A 16,598-nucleotide genomic window follows, 5' to 3' on the forward strand; every position below is an offset into this window, starting at 1 on the left:
ACTCGAGCCTGGGATCAGGTTCCGGCGGCGAATTTCGCCAGCGCGATCAGGCCGACGACCAGCAGCAAGACCAGCACCAGCGCGATCGCGATGGTCGGCAGCGCGCCGGCCTGGTCGACCCGCTCGTCGGCGTCGGCCCGGCGGCCGCCCAGGCCGACGAAGCCCCAGAGAACGGCGCGCAGATAACGAAGAAATTTGGACATCGCCCACTGTGGCGCATGGCCGCGCCTGGGTAAAGAACCAGTTCTCGCCGATTCGACCATCGCAGATGGCGAGCCGCATTTACGCTTTCTTTACGCCGCCCCGTCGACTCTGTTCCCCGTCTTTACGCGCGCCTCTGCACACTCGATTCCTGATTTGAAAGCAGGAGAGATCGATGGACATCGTGTGGATTGCCGCCCTGGCGGCGATATGGGTCGTGATGGCGGGAATGGTGGTCGGGCTCTTCAAGCTCGAAGCGCCCAAGGGAGAGCGTTCGTGATCAGCCTCGAAGTGCTCTACGGATTCGGCGGCCTGCTCGCCGTCCTCCTGTTCGCCTATCTCGTGTTCGCGCTGATCTGCGCCGAGGAGTTCTGACATGAACGCCTCCGCCTGGGGCCTGCTGGCCCTCTACCTCGTCGCGCTGGGCCTGCTGGCCTGGCCGCTCGGCCGCTACCTGGCGCTGCTGTGCAGCGGCGCGCCGCCGCGCTGGATGCAGCGCGCCGAAGCGCCGCTCTACAAGCTCGCCGGCACTTCGCCGGACAGCGCGATGCACTGGCGAAGCTACGCGCTCGCGCTGCTGGCCTTCAATGCCATCGGCGCGCTGGCCGTCTACGGCCTGCAGCGGCTGCAATCCGTGCTGCCGCTCAATCCCGCGGGCATGGCGGCCGTCGCGCCGGACTCGGCCTTCAACACCGCCGTGAGCTTCGTCTCCAACACCAACTGGCAGGGCTATGCCGGCGAGTCGACCATGAGCTACCTCACGCAAATGCTCGGGCTCACGGTGCAGAACTTCTTCTCGGCCGCCACCGGGATCGCGGTGGCCTTCGCGCTGGCCCGCGGCTTCGCGGCGCGCAGCACGGACGGCAAGGGCCTGGTGGGCAACTTCTGGGTCGACCTGACGCGCATCACCCTGTGGCTGCTGCTGCCGATCTCCTTCGTGATGGCCGTGTTCTTCGTCGGCCAGGGCGTGATCCAGAACTTCGATGCCTACCAGACCGTGGCCACGGTGGAAGCGACGGCCTACCAGAATCCCAAGCTGGATGCGGCGGGCCAGCCGGTCAAGGATGCCCAGGGCAATCCGGTGACGGAAGACGCGAGCACCGCCACGCAGACGCTGGCCATGGGCCCGGTCGCCTCGCAGGAGGCGATCAAGATGCTCGGCACCAACGGCGGCGGCTTCTTCAACGCCAATTCGGCGCATCCCTACGAGAACCCCACGGCGCTGGCCAACCTGGTGCAGATGCTGGCCATCTTCCTGATCCCGGCGGCGCTGTGCTTCGCCTTCGGGCGCGTGGTCGGCGACCTGCGCCAGGGCTGGGCGGTGCTGGCGGCGATGACGGTGCTGTTCGTCGCGGCGGTGATCGTGGTCATTCCCGCCGAGCAGGCCGGCAATCCCCTGGTGGGCGCGCTGGGTGTCGACCAGGCCGCCAGCGCGCTGCAGGCCGGCGGCAACATGGAAGGCAAGGAAGTGCGCTTCGGCATCACGGCCTCGGGGCTGTTCGCCGCCATCACCACGGCGGCGTCGTGCGGGGCGGTCAATGGCATGCACGACTCGTTCACGCCGCTGGGCGGCATGGTGCCGCTGGTCTTGATGCAGCTCGGCGAGGTGGTCTTCGGCGGCGTCGGCACCGGCCTCTACGGCATGCTGATCTTCGCGATCCTCGCGGTCTTCATTGCCGGCCTGATGATCGGCCGGACGCCCGAGTACCTGGGCAAGAAGATCGAGGTGCACGAGATGAAGCTGACCTCGATCGCGATCCTGGTCACGCCGATCCTGGTGCTGGCGGGCACGGCCATCGCCGTGATCGCGGACGCGGGCAAGGCCGGCATCGCCAATCCGGGCGCGCACGGCTTCTCGGAGATCCTCTATGCGTTCACCTCGGCCGGCAACAACAACGGCAGCGCCTTCGCCGGCCTGTCGGCCAACACGCCCTTCTACAACGCCTGGCTCGCCATCGCGATGTGGTTCGGCCGCTTCGGCGTGATCGTGCCGGTGCTCGCCATTGCGGGCGCGCTGGCCGCCAAGAAGCGCGTTCCGGTCACCGCGGGCACGATGCCCACGCACGGCCCGTTGTTCGTGACGCTGCTGATCGGCACCGTGCTGCTGGTCGGCCTGCTCAACTATGTGCCTGCGCTGGCGCTCGGGCCCGTCGTCGAGCACCTGATGCTGTGGAAATGAGAGTGCAAACCATGAAGAAGAATCCTTCTCCGATCTCCCTGGGCGAGCCTGCCGAGTTGGCGGCCGTGGTGGAGGCCAAGGCCTTTGCCAGGAAGAAAAAACACCTCTCGCTGTTCGATGCCGCGCTGGTCAAGCCGGCACTGTGGGGCGCCTTCGCCAAACTGAGCCCGCGCGTGCAGTGGCGCAATCCGGTGATGTTCATCGTCTACATCGGCAGCATCCTCACGACCATGCTCTGGGTGCACTCGCTGAGCTTCCCGGGCGAGACCGGCATGTCGGCCACCTTCGTGCTCGCGGTCTCGATCTGGCTGTGGTTCACGGTGCTGTTCGCGAACTTCGCTGAAGCGCTGGCCGAAGGCCGCAGCAAGGCGCAGGCTGCTTCCCTGCGCGGACTGCGCAAGGACACCTGGGCCAAGAAGCTGACCCAGCCCTTCCATGGCGCGACCTTTTTGCCGGAGCAGGCACCGAACCTGCGCCGCGGGGACGTGGTGCTGGTCGAGGCGCACGACGTGATCCCGCTCGACGGCGAGGTGATCGAAGGCGTGGCCTCGGTCGACGAGAGCGCGATCACCGGCGAATCGGCGCCGGTGGTGCGCGAGTCGGGCGGCGACTTCTCGGCCGTCACCGGCGGCACGCGGGTGCTGTCGGACTGGCTGGTGGTGCGCATCACGGTCAACCCGGGCGAATCCTTCCTCGACCGCATGATCGGCATGGTCGAGGCCGCCAAGCGCCAGAAGACGCCGAACGAGATCGCGCTGACGATCCTGCTGGTGGCGCTGACGCTGGTGTTCCTGGTCGTCACGGCGACGCTGCTGCCGTACTCGGTGTTCAGCGTCGGCGCGGCGGGTGCGGGCTCGGTGGTGTCGCTGACGGCGCTGGTCGCGCTGCTGGTGTGCCTGATCCCGACCACCATCGGCGGCCTGCTCTCCGCCGTCGGCGTGGCCGGCATGAGCCGCATGATGCAGGCCAACGTGATTGCGACCTCGGGCCGCGCGGTCGAGGCCGCGGGCGACGTCGACGTGCTGCTGCTCGACAAGACCGGCACCATCACGCACGGCAACCGCCAGGCCAGCGCCTTCTTCGCGGCGCCGGGTGTCGCGCAGGAGCGCCTCGCGCGAGCCGCGCTGCTGGCCTCGCTGCCCGACGAGACGCCCGAGGGCCGCAGCATCGTCGAGCTGGCGCGCCGCGCCGGCACCGATGACAAGGGCGTCGAGGGCGCGCACTTCGTGCCCTTCACGGCGCAGACCCGCATGAGCGGCGTCAACCTGCCGGCGGCGCCCCACAGCCTCGACGCCGCGCCGATCGTGCTGCGCAAGGGCGCGGTCGACGCGGTGCGGCGCCATGTGGAAGCGCTCGGCGGAGCGGTGCCCGACGCGCTGGTGCAGGCCGCCGACGCCGTGGCGCGCCGCGGCAGCACGCCGCTGGCGGTGGCCGAAGGCGCCCGCGTGCTCGGCATCGTCGAGCTCAAGGACATCGTCAAGACCGACATCAAGGAGCGCTTCGCCGAGCTGCGCCGCATGGGCATCAAGACGGTGATGATCACCGGCGACAACAAGCTGACGGCGGCGGCCATCGCGGCCGAGGCCGGCGTCGACGATTTCCTGGCCGAGGCCACGCCCGAGGACAAGCTGGCGCTGATCCGCCAGTACCAGGCCGAGGGCCGGCTGGTCGCCATGACCGGCGACGGCACCAACGACGCGCCGGCGCTGGCGCAGGCCGACGTGGCGGTGGCGATGGGCAGCGGCACGCAGGCCGCGAAGGAGGCCGGCAACATGGTCGACCTCGACTCCAACCCGACCAAGCTGCTCGAGGTGGTCGAGACCGGCAAGGCGCTGCTGATGACCCGCGGCTCGCTCACCACCTTCTCGATCGCCAACGACGTGGCGAAGTACTTCGCGATCATTCCGGCGATCTTCGTCACGACCTACCCGCAACTGTGCGCGCTCAACGTGATGCGGCTTGCGAGCCCGTCCTCGGCGATTCTCTCGGCGGTGATCTTCAATGCGCTGGTGATCGTGTTCCTGATCCCGCTGGCCCTGAAGGGGGTGCGCTACCGGCCGGTCGGCGCGGCCGCGCTGCTGCGGCGCAATCTCGCCATCTACGGGCTCGGCGGGCTCGTGGTTCCCTTCATCGGCATCAAGCTCATCGACTGGCTGCTGGTCGCGGTCGGTCTGGTCTGAAAGCATCCTCATGACAAACATCCTTCGTCCCGTGCTCGTGCTCTTCGTGCTGCTGAGCGCCCTCACGGGCATCGTCTATCCGCTGGCGGTGACCGGCGTCGCGCAGGCGGTCTTTCCGGGGCAGGCGGCGGGCAGCCTGGTCGTGCGCGGCGGCGTGCCGGTCGGCTCGACATTGATCGGCCAGAACTTCAGCGACCCGAAGCACTTCTGGGGCCGCCCGTCGGCCACGGCACCGATGGCCTACAACGCGGCCGCCTCGGGCGGCGCCAACCAGGGGCCGCTGAATCCGGCGCTGGCCGAGGCGGTCAAGGGCCGCGTCGAGGCGCTGCGCGCGGCCGATCCGGGCAACCCGGCGGCGGTGCCGGTCGACCTGGTCACGGCTTCGGCCAGCGGGCTCGATCCGCACATCAGCCCGGCCGCGGCGCGCTACCAGGTGGCACGCGTGGCGCGCATTCGCCAGCTGCCGCTGGAAGCCGTCGAACGGTTGATCGACGCCCACACCGAGGCGCCGCTGTGGGGCCTGCTGGGCGAGCCGCGCGTGAACGTGCTGGCGCTCAACCTGGCGCTCGATGCCGCGAAATGAGGACCAGGCGCCGCGCAGCGCCACGCGCATCGCAACGCGCATCGCAGGGCGCCGAAAGACCGGCCGATGAGATAACCTCCAGCGCCGCGCACTTTTCATGATCGACGACACCCGCCCCGACCCCGACGCCCTCCTCGCCCAGCTGCGCTCCGAGGACGAACGCGCGCGCCGGGGCAAGCTGCGCATCTACTTCGGCGCCAGTGCGGGTGTCGGCAAGACCTGGGCCATGCTGAGCGCGGCGCAGCGCGAGCATGCCGCGGGCCGCGACGTGGTGCTGGGGGTGGTGGAGACCCACGGCCGCAGCGAGACGGCGGCCCTGCTTGCCGGCCTCGAGACGCTGCCGCCGCGAGACGTCCCGTACCGTGGCCGCACGCTGAAGGAATTCGACCTCGATGCCGCGCTGGCCCGCAAGCCGGCGGTGCTGCTGGTCGACGAACTGGCGCACTCCAACGCGCCGGGCTCGCGCCATGCCAAGCGCTGGCAGGATGTGCAGGAGCTGCTGGCCGCCGGCATCGAGGTCTGGTCGGCGCTCAACGTGCAGCATCTCGAGAGCCTCAACGGCACGGTGGGCGCGATCACCGGCGTTCGGGTGCACGAGACCGTGCCCGACACGGTGCTCGACGAGGCCGACGAGGTGGTGCTGGTCGATGTCACGTCCGACGAGCTGATGGCGCGGCTGGCGGCCGGCAAGGTCTACCTGCCGCAGCAGGCCGAGCGGGCGGCGCAGAACTTCTTCCGCAAGGGCAACCTGATCGCACTGCGCGAGATCGCGCTGCGGCGCACCGCCGAACACGTGGAGGACGACGTGCGCGGCTGGCGGGTCGAGCAGTCCGGACCACAGGGCGATGCGGGGCCGCCGGCCTGGAACACCTCGGGCGCCCTGCTGGCCTGTGTCGGCCCGCACGAAGGCGCGGGGCAGACGGTGCGCACGGCGGCACGGCTGGCCGGCCAGCTCAATGTGCGCTGGCACGCCGCCTACGTCGAGACGCCAAGGCTGCAGCGGCTGGCCGCCGGGCAGCGCGACCGCATCCTCGCGGTGCTCAAGCTGGCCGAGCAGCTGGGGGCGCAGACCGCGGTGCTGACCGGCGTCGACGTCGCCGAGGCCCTGGCGGCCCAGGCGCAGCAGCTCAACTGCGCCACGCTGGTGGTCGGCCGGGCCGAGCCGGCCCGGGGCTGGGCCCGCTGGTGGCCGTCGCCCCCGCTGGTGCGCGAACTGGCGCGCCGTGCACCGACGATCGACATCGTCGAGGTCGCGCGCGCCGACAGCTCGCGCCGCCTGGCCAATCTCCGCACCGCGCCCGCGCGAGGCGACGGCGAGTCGTCCGACAAGGCCGACACGCCGCCGGCACGCTGGCCCGGCTACGCCTGGGCGGCGGCGGTCGCCTGCGCCCTCACCCTGCTGGCGACGCCGCTGGCTGGCATGCTGGAGCTGACCAACATCGTGATGCTGTTCCTGCTCGGCGGGGTGGGTGTGGCGATGCGCTTCGGCCGCGGGCCGGCCGCCTTCTCGGCCCTGCTCAACGTGGCGGCCTTCGACTTCTTCTTCGTCCCGCCGCGGCTCTCGCTGGCGGTCAGCGACGTGCAGTACCTCGTCACCTTCGCCGTCATGCTCGGCGTCGGCTTGCTGGTGGGGCAGCTCACCGCGGGGCTGCGCTTCGCGGCGGGCGTGTCGAGCAGCCGCGAGCGCCGCGCCCGCTCGCTGTTCGAACTGACGCGCGAGCTGTCGGCGGCACTCGAGAGCTCACAGGTGGTGGCGCTGGGCGCGGCGGCGGTGCAGGGCCATTTCGGCGGCAAGGCCGTGGTGCTGGTGACCGACGCCAGCGACCGGCTGGTGATGCCCCGGGCGGCGCCGCCGGGCTTCGATCCGAGCGTGGCCGACTGGAGCTTTCGCCATGCGCAGCCGGCCGGGCTCGGGACCGCCACGCTGGCCGCGCAACCCTGGCACTACGTGCCGCTCCAGGCGCCGATGCGCGTGCGCGGCGTGCTGGCGCTGGAACCCGCGCATGCGCGCTGGCTGCTGATCCCCGAGCAGGCGCAGCAGCTGGACACGCTGGCCCGGCAGATCGCCATCGCGCTGGAGCGGGTGCACTATGTCGAGGTGGCGCAGCAGGCGGTGGTCGAGATGGAATCTGAACGCCTTCGCAATGCGCTGCTGGGCGCCATCTCGCACGATGTCCGCACGCCGCTGACGGCCCTGATCGCGCTCGCCGAATCGCTGCAGACGCTGCCCGAGGGCGGCGGCGCGCAACGTGCCGCGGCGCGCGCGATCGTCGCCCAGGCGCACCAGCTGCACGCCCTGGTCAGCAACCTGCTGGACATGGCGCGGCTCGAGAGCGGCATTGCCGGCGGCGCGGTGAGCCTTCGCCGCGACTGGCAATCGGTGGAGGAAGTGGTCGGCTCGGCCATCCGGGCGGCGCGCCCGGCGCTCGGCGACATGGCGGTGCAGACCGCGCTGCCGGCCGACCTGCCCCTGGTGGAGTTCGACGCGGTGCTGATCGAACGCGTGCTGGTCAACCTGCTCGAGAATGCCGCCAAGTACGGCGCCGCGCCGATCGAGGTCGGCGCGCAGGCCGAGGAGCGCTCGCTGGTGCTGCGGATCCGGGACCACGGACCGGGCCTGCCGGGCGGCTTGCAGGGGCGCGAACAGACCTTGTTCGACAAGTTCACGCGCGGCCAGGCCGAGTCGGCGACGCCGGGGGTCGGTCTCGGGCTGGCGATCTGCAAGGCGGTGGTCGACGCCCATGGCGGCGAGATCGCGGCGGCCAATGCGCCGGGCGGCGGGGCAGAATTCACGGTGACGCTGCCGCGGCGCCCACCGCCGGAGTCCGTCGAATCGATCGAACCCAGCCCCTGAACCCGCCATGCCCGCACCCGTCGCCATCGTGATCGAAGACGAGCCGCAGATCCGCCGCTTCGTGCGCGGTGCGCTCGAAGCCGAGGGCTGGCAGGTGCACGAGGCCGGCACGCTGCGCGATGGGCTCGCGGCGGCGGGCACCCGCCAGCCGGACCTGCTGGTGCTCGACCTCGGACTGCCCGATGGTGATGGCGTGTCGCTGATCCGGGACGTGCGCGGCTGGTCGGCGGTGCCGATCATCGTGCTGTCGGCGCGCATCGACGAAGCCGACAAGATCGCCGCGCTGGACGCCGGTGCCGACGACTACCTGACCAAGCCCTTCGGCACCGGCGAGTTGCTGGCCCGGGTGCGCGCCAACCTGCGCCGGCCGCGCAGCGCTGCGGGCGGCGGCGAAGAAGCCGAGGCGGTGTTCCGCTTCGGCGAAATCGAGATCGACCGCAGTGCGCGCCTGGTGCGCCGCGCCGGCGAGGAAGTGCACCTGACGCCGACCGAGTACCGGCTGCTGTCGGTGCTGGTGGCCAATGCCGGCAGGGTGCTGACCCAGCGCCAGTTGCTGCGCGAGGTCTGGGGGCCGTCGCACGGCGAGCAGAGCCACTACCTGCGCATCTACATGGGGCACCTGCGGCAGAAACTCGAGCGCGATCCGGCGCAGCCGCGGCACCTGATCACCGAAATCGCGGTGGGATACCGGCTGGTGGTTTGAGGAGGGGAGAAGTGGCGTTGGGCGCAGGGGTCGCATCACCCGGGTCCGTCGCCTCTTCCTTGACGCGGATCAATCGGGCCGTCCAGGCGGGTTCGATACTCGCCGATACGCAATCGACCCTGGTCGGAGGTCAATCCATGACTCAGCAAGCACAGCCTGCACGAGCGCTGGCGCAAGACGCGGAAGTGCGCGGCTGGCGCGCTGCCTTTCCGCCGGCGCAGTGGCTCCCGTCCTATCGATCCAGATGGCTGGCCAACGACGCGATCGCCGGCGTCACCCTGGCCGCCTACGGCATCCCGGTGTCGCTGGCCTATGCATCGCTGGCCGGCCTGCCGCCGCAGTTCGGCATCTACTGCTACCTCGTCGGCGGCCTGTTCTACGCGCTGTTCGGCTCGTCGCGCCAACTGGCGATCGGCCCGACCTCCGCGATCTCGATGCTGGTCGGCGTCACGGTGGCCGGCATGGCGCAAGGCGATCCGGAGCGCTGGGCCGGCATCGCCGCGCTGACCGCGTTGCTGATCGCAGCCATGTGCGTGGTGGCGTGGCTGCTGCGCCTGAGCTCGCTGGTCAGCTTCATCAGCGAGACCATCCTGCTCGGCTTCAAGGCCGGCGCGGCATTCACGATCGCGCTGACCCAGCTGCCCAAGCTGTTCGGGGTCAAGGGCGGCGGCGACGGCTTCTTCGAACGCCTCCTGATCCTCGGCGGCCAGATCCCCGAGACCCATCTCGCGGTGCTCGGCTTCGGCCTGGTCGCGCTGGTCCTGCTGCTGCTGGCGGAGAAGTACCTGCCGGGCCGGCCGGCGGCGCTGTTCGTCGTGGTGGCCTCCATCCTGGTGCTCACGTTTACCCCGCTCGGCGAACTCGGCTTCAGTATCGTCGGTGCGCTGCCCCAGGGCCTGCCGGACTTCAAGCTGCCCACCGTGCGGGTGCGCGATGTCGAAGGCGTGGTTCCGCTGGCCTTCGCCTGCCTGCTGCTGTCCTATGTGGAGAGCGTCTCGGCCGCGCGCGCCCTGGCCGAAGCGCATCGCTACGAGATCGACCCGCGCCAGGAATTCCTCGGTCTCGGGGCGGCCAACCTCGGCGCCGCGCTGTTCCAGGCCTACCCGGTGGCCGGCGGGCTCTCGCAATCCTCGGTGAACGACAAGGCCGGCGCCAAGACGCCGCTGGCCCTGGTGTTCGCCTCGGCCACGATCGGCCTCTGCCTGATGTTCCTGACCGACGGGCTGAAGAACCTGCCCAACGTCGTGCTCGCCGCCATCGTGCTCGTGGCCGTCAAGGGGCTGGTCGACATCGGCGGGATGAAACGGCTGTGGCGGGTCAGCCGCTACGAGTTCGTGGTGTCGATGATCGCCTTCGTCGCCGTGCTCCTGCTCGGCATCCTCCATGGCGTGATCGTCGCGGTGCTGGCGTCGCTGGCGCTGCTGATCCGTCGTGTCGCGCATCCGCATGTGGCCACCCTCGGCCGCATACCGGGCACCCGGAGGTTCTCCGACATGGAGCGCAATCCCGACAACACGCCGGTGCCGGGCGCGCTGGTCTTCCGCGTCGACGCGGCCCTGCTCTACTTCAACGTCGACCAGGTGTACGAGGCCGTGCGGGCGATGCTGCGCGCCGCCCCGGCTCCGCTGAAGCTGGTGGTCTGCGACCTCTCGACCTCGCCCCAGGTCGACCTGGCCGGCGCGAAGATGCTGACCAAGCTGCACGAGGAGCTTGCCGCGGCAGGCATCCGGATGCGGATGGTCGCCGCGCACGCCGCGGTGCGCGACATCCTGCGCGCCGAAGGGCTCGAAGCAAGCCTGGGCTACTTCGGGCGCCGGATCTCGGTGGCCGACGTCATCGACGAGTTCGAGGGCCGCAAGGCGCCGGACGCCACGGAGACACCGTTGGCGCCAGCCTGAACCGCGCCCTAGCGGTAGATGACCGCTCGCCGATAGCCCCGGCGCGCGGCACCGGCAAAGGACAGCGGCGTCAGGGGCATGCCGATGACATCGATGAACACCGAGACTTCTGCACCCTTCGCGGGCATGTTGCCCTGCAGCACCCTGACCGTGTAGGACAGCGCGTTGCCCTTCAGAACCGGGGACTGCAACACCGCCACCGCCTGCCGCAGCGACTTGCCATCGAGCAGGGAAATGTCGGCATTGGGCGGATCGGAAAGAAAGCTCTGCTTGCCTTCGCTCCAGAATGGAACGAAGGCGGCTGTCCTCATGTTGCCGGCGATGCGTTCGGGACGGTCGGAGAAGAACACGGTGATCGGGCTCACTCCCTGCAGCGTCAGTTTGCCGGTCGTCCTGTCGTAGGTCATGCTGTTCGCCGTCTGCACGAACAGGAAGTCGGCCTGCTTCGCAGGCGCCTCGGCGGTCTGCGCCCACGCGGGCCCGAGGGCGGACCCCGAAGCGAGCAAGCTCGCGGAGCTAACGAAGGCGCGTCGGTTCGTCATGAGCTTCCCCGGTAGGCTGGTGTCGTGGCCGGCGCATCCGCCGCCGCCGGCCGCTCAATGCGGCCCCGGCTGCACGCGATTCAATGGCTTGCCATCCACCGCGGTCGCTTGCGCATTCTCCAGCTTCTGGATGTCTGCCGGCGACAGTGTCGGCCGGTCGACCTTGATCGTCAACTTGTTGAGCTTCGCGGTCAGTGGGAACGGCGGCTTGTAGTCGGCATCGTTGACGCCGGTCAGCGTGTCGGAGCCGATGTCGAAGCTCTCGTCCCACTGCAGGATCATCGGCAGCGTGTGGTCCATGGTGATCGTCTGCACCGCCTGGCCGTCGACCTTCAGCGTGCCGGTGCCGGGCCGGCCCAGGCCGCTCATGTTGTTGAACGCCAGCGTCCCGACGCCTAGGCCGTCGTACTTGAAGTCGAACGCCACGAGGTGCTTGCCGGGCGCCAGGACTTCGGGGCCTTCCCACTTCACCCGCTTCAGGTCGACCAGGTTCCACAGGAACACCGGCTTGCCCTTCAGCAGGTAGAAGCCATAGCCGGCGAAGCGCCCGCCGGAGGTCAGGATCATGCCTTCGGCCCCGCCCTGCGGCACCTCGAGGTCGGCGCTGATCGTGTAGGAGGCGTTCAGCAGCATCGGCGAATCACCCTGCGGCAGGCCGACCATCGGCCGCGTGTAGACGAACTCGGTGCGGCCCGCGGTGATGTTCGGCCGCGGCGCCACGATGCGCGCCGCCACCGACGCATCCATCGGGAAGACCTGGTGCCTCTTCGCCTCGGCGACGAACATCTGCTTCAGCTCCTTCACCTTCTGCGGATTGCCGGCCGCGAGGTTGGCGGTCTGGCTGAAGTCGCTGCTCAGGTTGTACAGCTCCAGCACCTGGTTGTTCAGCGGGTCCGGATTCGCCGCTCCGAAAGCCTCCCAGGGGGCGCGATTGACCTGGGTGCTGAGGAACCAGCCGTCGTGGTAGAGCGCCCACTGGCCCATCATCTCGAAGTACTGGGTCCGGTGCCTCGACGGCGCCTTGGCGTTGCCCGCATCGAAGGTGTAGGCGAAGCTGGTGCCTTCGATCGGCGCCTGCTTGATGCCGTCCACCATCTGCGGCGCGCGGATGCCGGCGGCCTCGAGGATCGTCGGCACCACGTCGATGACATGCACGAACTGCTCGCGCAGCGCCCCCTTGTCCTTGATGCGCGCGGGCCACGACACCACCATGTTCTGGTTGACGCCGCCGAGCTGCGAGGCGTTCTGCTTGAACCACGAGAACGGCGTATCGAAGGCCCACGACCACCCGGCCGACATGTGGTTGTAGGTCTGCTCGGTGCCCCAGACCTCGTAGAACTTCATCTGCACATCGACCGGCAGCTCGTTCAGGCCATTGAAGAACGCGACCTCGTTGGGCGTTCCCAGCGGCCCGCCCTCGGCGCTGGTGCCGTTGTCGCCGTTGATGTAGATGACCAGCGTGTTGTCGAGCTTCCCCTGGTCCTGGAAGGCCTGGATCACGCGCCCGATCTCGTGGTCGTTGTAGGCCGCGTAGGCGGCGAAGACCTCGACCTGCTTGATGAACAGCTTCTTCTCGTCCGCCGAGAGGGAGTCCCATTCCTTGAGCTTGTCCTTCGGCCACGGCGCCAACTTGGCGTCCTTGGGAACCACGCCGAGCTTCTTCTGGTTCTCGAAGATGCGCTCGCGCAGTCTTTCGTAGCCGTCGTCGAACAGGTGCATCGCGCTGATCTTGTCCACCCACTCCTTGGTCGGATGGTGCGGCGCATGCGTGGCGCCTGGGGCGTACTTGATGAACATCGGCTTGTCCGGCTGGATCTGGTGCATCCGCGACATGTAGTCGATGGCGTCGTCGGCCATCCCGGTCACGAGGTTCCAGCCCGGCTTGCCCTCGAACGGATAGATCTGGGTCGTGTTGCGGAACAGGTTCGGCTGCCACTGATTGGCGTCGCCGCCGATGAAGCCGTAGAAGTACTCGAAACCCATCCCGCCGGGCCATTGGTCGAAGGGCCCGGCCTGGCTGGCCGCGAAGGCCGGAACGTTGTGGTCCTTGCCGAACCACGAGGTGGCGTAGCCGTTGTCGAGCAGCATGCGCCCGATGGTGGCCTTGTCCTTGGCGATGATGCTGTTGTAGCCCGGGAAGCCCGTGGACTGCTCGGAGATCACGCCGAAGCCGGCCGAGTGATGGTTGCGTCCGGTGATCAGCGCAGCGCGCGTGGGCGAGCACAGCGCGGTCGAGAACATCCGGTTGTAGCGCAGGCCCTCGCTGGCGATGCGGTCCATCGTCGGCGTCGGGATGACGCCGCCGAAGGTGCTGGGCACGCCGAAGCCGGCATCGTCGGTGATGATCAGCAGGATGTTCGGCGCGCCCGTGGGCGGCACGATACGCGGCGCCCACCATGGCTTGGACTGCAGCGCGTCGTTCTTGATCACGCCGCCGAACTTCGGGTCGGGCGGCGGCAGCTGGCTGCCGTCGATGCTCATGCTGGCGCTCGGCGATCCCGGCGTGCCGGTGACCTTTTGCGCCGAGACCGGGGTTGCGCCCAGGATCGCGACCGAGAGCGCCATGGCCGCAACCGCGCAGGCAGAAATGGCGGCCGGGCGGGTCCGCTCGATGTCGGCCGACGGCAGTGCGGTGCCCACTGAGTTCCTGGTCCGTGACATGGTGATCCTTTCAACGAATGCGCGAGTGTTCGCCCCGCCATTGCGACATGGAATATGACCAAGGTGCTATGCCTCACGCGAATGCGCGGCGCAGCGCCTGGAGCAGGTCTTCCTTGCTGACAAGGTCACCGACCGCGGCGGATCTTAGGACCGCTGCCGGTGCCGGCAAATTGACCATGCTCAAGCCGTCGGGGGCCCGGACCTGGCCCGGGCGGACAGCGCTTGCGAATGGTGAGCATCGAACAACTGATGCTCATCCTGGGCGGGCGTTGTCATCCCGAACTTGAACATCCTGTAGGCACCCCGGGGCCTGTCAGAACAGTTCCGGACGCCATCCTTGATGACATGGGCTTTGGTCAACGATGGACCGCGGAGGGGCGCCGCAGGACGAAAGGCGTCTCGCGCGGGTTCCCGATGGGGTATTTATCTTGTCGCGCGCCTGGATCACACTCCGTGTTGGCGGGCGCAAAGCGCCCATTTCCCATCCACCAGCCATAGAGGCCAGCCATGAATGACACGAGATTCCGGTTTGGGCGCGGACGGCGTTCGCTCGCCTCTGCGGTGTTGCCTGTTGCGGCCGCGCTGGTCTGCATGGTCGCCCCAACCGCGCGCGCCGAGGGCCTGTTGACGCCGTTCTCGACCGCTCCGGGTCCGCAGGCGCCCGCGCCGTGGCGCTTCGCGACCTTGCCCAACAAGGCGCCGACGAAGTTCGAGATCACGCAGCTCGATGGCCAGAAGGTGCTGAAGGTCGATGCCGACCAGTCCTACGGCAACCTGGTCCATGCCACGCGGGTTCAGCTCAACGAAGAGGCCACGCTGGCCTGGCGCTGGAAGGTCGAGCAATTCGTGGCCGGCGCCGATCTGCACACCAAGAGCGGCGACGACGGCGCAGCCAAGCTCTGTGTCTACTTCGACTTCCCGGCCAACCGACTGTCGTTGGGCGAGCGCACCAAGCTCGCAGTGGGGAGCACCACGACCGGCGAATCGGTGCCCACCCAAACCCTCTGCTACGTCTGGGACGTGAAGGAAAGCAAGGGCAGCGAATTCGACAACGCCTTCACCAAGCGCATACGCATGGACGTGATCGAATCAGGCGCGACTGACAAGGCCGGCGGCTGGCTGACCGAGCGCCGCAACCTGCTGCCCGACTACAAGCGAGCCTTCGGCGCCGAGGCCGGCGATACGTTGCCGGACGTGGTGGGGGTCGCGATCCAAGCCGACGCGGACAACACCAAGTCTCGCGGGATCTCCTATTTTTCCGACATCGACCTGCGCGGCGCACCCGCTGTAAAACCCGCGCAATAGCGGCCATGGGTCCCGACCGGCTGTCGTTCGTGCCCTGATGGACGGCTGCTCGTCGCAGGCGGGCTCGATGACAGTCGCCAGCTCGAAGCTGTTCGACGCTTCGCTGAATGGCACGCAGGCAGCCGCAAGCACGGGCCGCTGAGCTATGTGCAGTCGCTGGATGCCCCGGGGAAAGCCAAGTCAGTACTTGATGTCCCGCTTGTCCTGGCGACCCTGTTGCTTGGTGTCGCGCTTGTCCTGTCGGCACGCGGGGTTGCTCTGCTGGTTGTCCGCCCTGCAGTCGACCTTGGTCGAGCGCGAGTCCTGCTTGGCATCCTGATTCACTGCCCTGCCTTGTTGGCGCTGCTGCGCCTGATCGGTTGCCAGAGCAGCGCCCCCCGATAGGGCAGTAATGCCGGCTGCGGCGAGCACTTCGACTGTCCGGCTCCAGAATCCGTTTCTCGAATCGATCATTTGTATGCTCCTGTTTGCTTCGCCGGAGGCCTCTGTCTGCGAATCCTGCTCGAAGGTCGAAGCGACGATGTCAGGCACTGCAAGCGCAAAGCCAAGCCCAAAAGTGAACTTCTGCCACCGGAAGTTCATGATGGCACGAATGACCGCTCACGGGAACCTCATGGCGATCGCCAGGGCGGTGGTGGAGTCGGTTGCCGGATTTGTCACTGTCCACGACATGCGGCCTTCCGCCTGGCAGGTCGAGGCATAGTTGGGGCCGACCTAGCGCAGGACGGCAGCTTCTGATCCTCTCGGTCTGGAAGGTCTGGCAGCACCGGTAGCCCCGACTGCGCGCGTCACCACTGTCCGAAACAGATACAAATGCGTACCTTGAAATGCTCAGCTGTGCATTTGGCGGCCTAGACTACCAAGTAGTCCGAGCCACGACGTCATCGCGCTGTCGGGTGGCGAATGGTGTCGTACGAAATCGACGGTCCCTTGTGCGATTTTTTATGGAGCCACTACCATGAAACTTGCCTTAGCCGCATTGGTCATTGCAGTCTCCGGGTGCGCCAGCAAGCCACCGCCCCCCCCAGCACCCGTCAGTCCCGTAGGCCAAAGCCAGCTTGCCCCCAAGGCGGCCACTCTGTGCATCATGCAGAAATGGGCGACGAATTCCGGCCAGCCGGTCTATGCGCAATACGTGTTCGCGAACGACACGGCATTCGATGTCTTCGTTCCAGGCCAGCAGCCGCCCAGCGGCTCGGCCGCCCTCGTACGACCGGCCGCCAGTGGACCCGGTTCAACGGTGAGTTTCCGCGGCGTCGAATCCAGCATGACCGGCATCACCGGCCAGTGCCAGTAGACCTGAGCGCCGCCACGCCCAACTCCACCGGCGAGGTTTCCAAGGACCAGAGCTTCGGCCACACGCAGATGCGCTACCGGATCATCAAGTATCTGGATAAGACGCAGGCCGCGCTTGGCCAGGCCCGTGACGTCAGCCGTACCGACGGATAGTCCGGGATTTCGCGGAGCAGCTGTTTTCGTCTCGCCGTCCCTG

The 16,598-nt window shown here is 68.4% G+C and carries 14 protein-coding genes; 10 read left to right on the forward strand and 4 right to left on the reverse strand.

Annotated elements, in window-relative coordinates; all coding sequences use genetic code 11:
* Positions 1-14: 14 nt before the first annotated feature.
* The gene (locus AC1DYD_RS27330; protein WP_478175891.1) at positions 15-203 is read right to left on the reverse strand and encodes a DUF2970 domain-containing protein; all 189 of its coding nucleotides are present in this window, start codon (positions 201-203) and stop codon (positions 15-17) included.
* 274 nt (positions 204-477) lie between these two features.
* Between AC1DYD_RS27330 and kdpF the strand changes: the two genes are divergently transcribed.
* The 7 genes from kdpF to AC1DYD_RS27365 all read left to right on the forward strand — a co-directional run bounded on the left by kdpF (position 478) and on the right by AC1DYD_RS27365 (position 10,598).
* On the forward strand, positions 478-576 hold the full coding sequence (gene kdpF / locus AC1DYD_RS27335) for a K(+)-transporting ATPase subunit F (protein WP_478111400.1): 99 nt from the start codon (positions 478-480) through the stop codon (positions 574-576).
* A gap of 1 nt (position 577) precedes the next feature.
* A complete protein-coding gene (gene kdpA / locus AC1DYD_RS27340; protein WP_478175892.1) occupies positions 578-2,380 on the forward strand; it encodes a potassium-transporting ATPase subunit KdpA in 1,803 nt (600 codons plus the stop codon).
* Between the two features lie 11 nt (positions 2,381-2,391).
* A complete protein-coding gene (kdpB, locus tag AC1DYD_RS27345) occupies positions 2,392-4,560 on the forward strand; it encodes a potassium-transporting ATPase subunit KdpB (RefSeq protein ID WP_478175893.1) in 2,169 nt (722 codons plus the stop codon).
* Positions 4,561-4,570: 10 nt separating this feature from the next.
* Positions 4,571-5,143: a potassium-transporting ATPase subunit KdpC gene (kdpC, locus tag AC1DYD_RS27350; protein ID WP_478175894.1), complete on the forward strand. Its 573-nt coding sequence runs from the start codon at positions 4,571-4,573 to the stop codon at positions 5,141-5,143.
* Positions 5,144-5,240: 97 nt separating this feature from the next.
* Positions 5,241-7,997, forward strand: a complete 2,757-nt coding sequence (locus AC1DYD_RS27355; RefSeq protein WP_478175895.1) for a DUF4118 domain-containing protein — start codon at positions 5,241-5,243, stop codon at positions 7,995-7,997.
* Between the two features lie 7 nt (positions 7,998-8,004).
* Positions 8,005-8,700, forward strand: a complete 696-nt coding sequence (gene kdpE, locus AC1DYD_RS27360) for a two-component system response regulator KdpE (protein ID WP_478175896.1) — start codon at positions 8,005-8,007, stop codon at positions 8,698-8,700.
* Positions 8,701-8,837: 137 nt separating this feature from the next.
* The gene (locus AC1DYD_RS27365) at positions 8,838-10,598 is read left to right on the forward strand and encodes a SulP family inorganic anion transporter (protein WP_478175897.1); all 1,761 of its coding nucleotides are present in this window, start codon (positions 8,838-8,840) and stop codon (positions 10,596-10,598) included.
* A gap of 8 nt (positions 10,599-10,606) precedes the next feature.
* Here the strand turns inward: AC1DYD_RS27365 and AC1DYD_RS27370 are convergent, their stop codons facing one another.
* Complete coding sequence (locus tag AC1DYD_RS27370; protein ID WP_478175898.1) at positions 10,607-11,140, reverse strand: hypothetical protein; 534 nt, start codon at positions 11,138-11,140, stop codon at positions 10,607-10,609.
* A gap of 54 nt (positions 11,141-11,194) precedes the next feature.
* On the reverse strand, positions 11,195-13,780 hold the full coding sequence (locus AC1DYD_RS27375) for an arylsulfatase (RefSeq protein WP_478175899.1): 2,586 nt from the start codon (positions 13,778-13,780) through the stop codon (positions 11,195-11,197).
* Between the two features lie 528 nt (positions 13,781-14,308).
* Here AC1DYD_RS27375 and AC1DYD_RS27380 point away from each other — a divergent pair.
* A complete protein-coding gene (locus AC1DYD_RS27380; RefSeq protein ID WP_478175900.1) occupies positions 14,309-15,106 on the forward strand; it encodes a DUF3047 domain-containing protein in 798 nt (265 codons plus the stop codon).
* A gap of 180 nt (positions 15,107-15,286) precedes the next feature.
* On the opposite strand, the gene AC1DYD_RS27385 is transcribed toward AC1DYD_RS27380, so the two are convergent.
* Positions 15,287-15,688 carry a hypothetical protein gene (locus AC1DYD_RS27385; RefSeq protein WP_478175901.1) on the reverse strand — a complete coding sequence of 134 codons (402 nt, stop codon included), beginning with the start codon at positions 15,686-15,688 and terminating at the stop codon, positions 15,287-15,289.
* Positions 15,689-16,193: 505 nt separating this feature from the next.
* Here AC1DYD_RS27385 and AC1DYD_RS27390 point away from each other — a divergent pair.
* Both AC1DYD_RS27390 and AC1DYD_RS27395 read left to right on the forward strand, forming a co-directional pair.
* Complete coding sequence (locus AC1DYD_RS27390) at positions 16,194-16,403, forward strand: hypothetical protein (RefSeq protein ID WP_478175902.1); 210 nt, start codon at positions 16,194-16,196, stop codon at positions 16,401-16,403.
* The gene (locus AC1DYD_RS27395; RefSeq protein ID WP_478175903.1) at positions 16,394-16,555 is read left to right on the forward strand and encodes a hypothetical protein; all 162 of its coding nucleotides are present in this window, start codon (positions 16,394-16,396) and stop codon (positions 16,553-16,555) included. The genes AC1DYD_RS27390 and AC1DYD_RS27395 overlap by 10 nt, the downstream gene beginning before the upstream one ends.
* Positions 16,556-16,598 lie beyond the last annotated feature (43 nt).

The sequence above is a fragment of the Variovorax sp. P4_B11 genome (assembly GCF_056402355.1).

Excerpts from the sequence above, each read along its gene's own strand:
- AC1DYD_RS27330 (WP_478175891.1), bottom strand. The coding sequence starts at position 203 with ATGTCCAAATTTCTTCGTTATCTGCGCGCCGTTCTCTGGGGCTTCGTC.
- kdpA (WP_478175892.1), top strand. The coding sequence starts at position 578 with ATGAACGCCTCCGCCTGGGGCCTGCTGGCCCTCTACCTCGTCGCGCTG.
- kdpB (WP_478175893.1), top strand. The coding sequence starts at position 2,392 with ATGAAGAAGAATCCTTCTCCGATCTCCCTGGGCGAGCCTGCCGAGTTG.
- kdpC (WP_478175894.1), top strand. The coding sequence starts at position 4,571 with ATGACAAACATCCTTCGTCCCGTGCTCGTGCTCTTCGTGCTGCTGAGC.
- AC1DYD_RS27355 (WP_478175895.1), top strand. The coding sequence starts at position 5,241 with ATGATCGACGACACCCGCCCCGACCCCGACGCCCTCCTCGCCCAGCTG.
- kdpE (WP_478175896.1), top strand. The coding sequence starts at position 8,005 with ATGCCCGCACCCGTCGCCATCGTGATCGAAGACGAGCCGCAGATCCGC.
- AC1DYD_RS27365 (WP_478175897.1), top strand. The coding sequence starts at position 8,838 with ATGACTCAGCAAGCACAGCCTGCACGAGCGCTGGCGCAAGACGCGGAA.
- AC1DYD_RS27370 (WP_478175898.1), bottom strand. The coding sequence starts at position 11,140 with ATGACGAACCGACGCGCCTTCGTTAGCTCCGCGAGCTTGCTCGCTTCG.
- AC1DYD_RS27380 (WP_478175900.1), top strand. The coding sequence starts at position 14,309 with ATGAATGACACGAGATTCCGGTTTGGGCGCGGACGGCGTTCGCTCGCC.
- AC1DYD_RS27385 (WP_478175901.1), bottom strand. The coding sequence starts at position 15,688 with ATGAACTTCCGGTGGCAGAAGTTCACTTTTGGGCTTGGCTTTGCGCTT.
- AC1DYD_RS27390 (WP_478175902.1), top strand. The coding sequence starts at position 16,194 with ATGCAGAAATGGGCGACGAATTCCGGCCAGCCGGTCTATGCGCAATAC.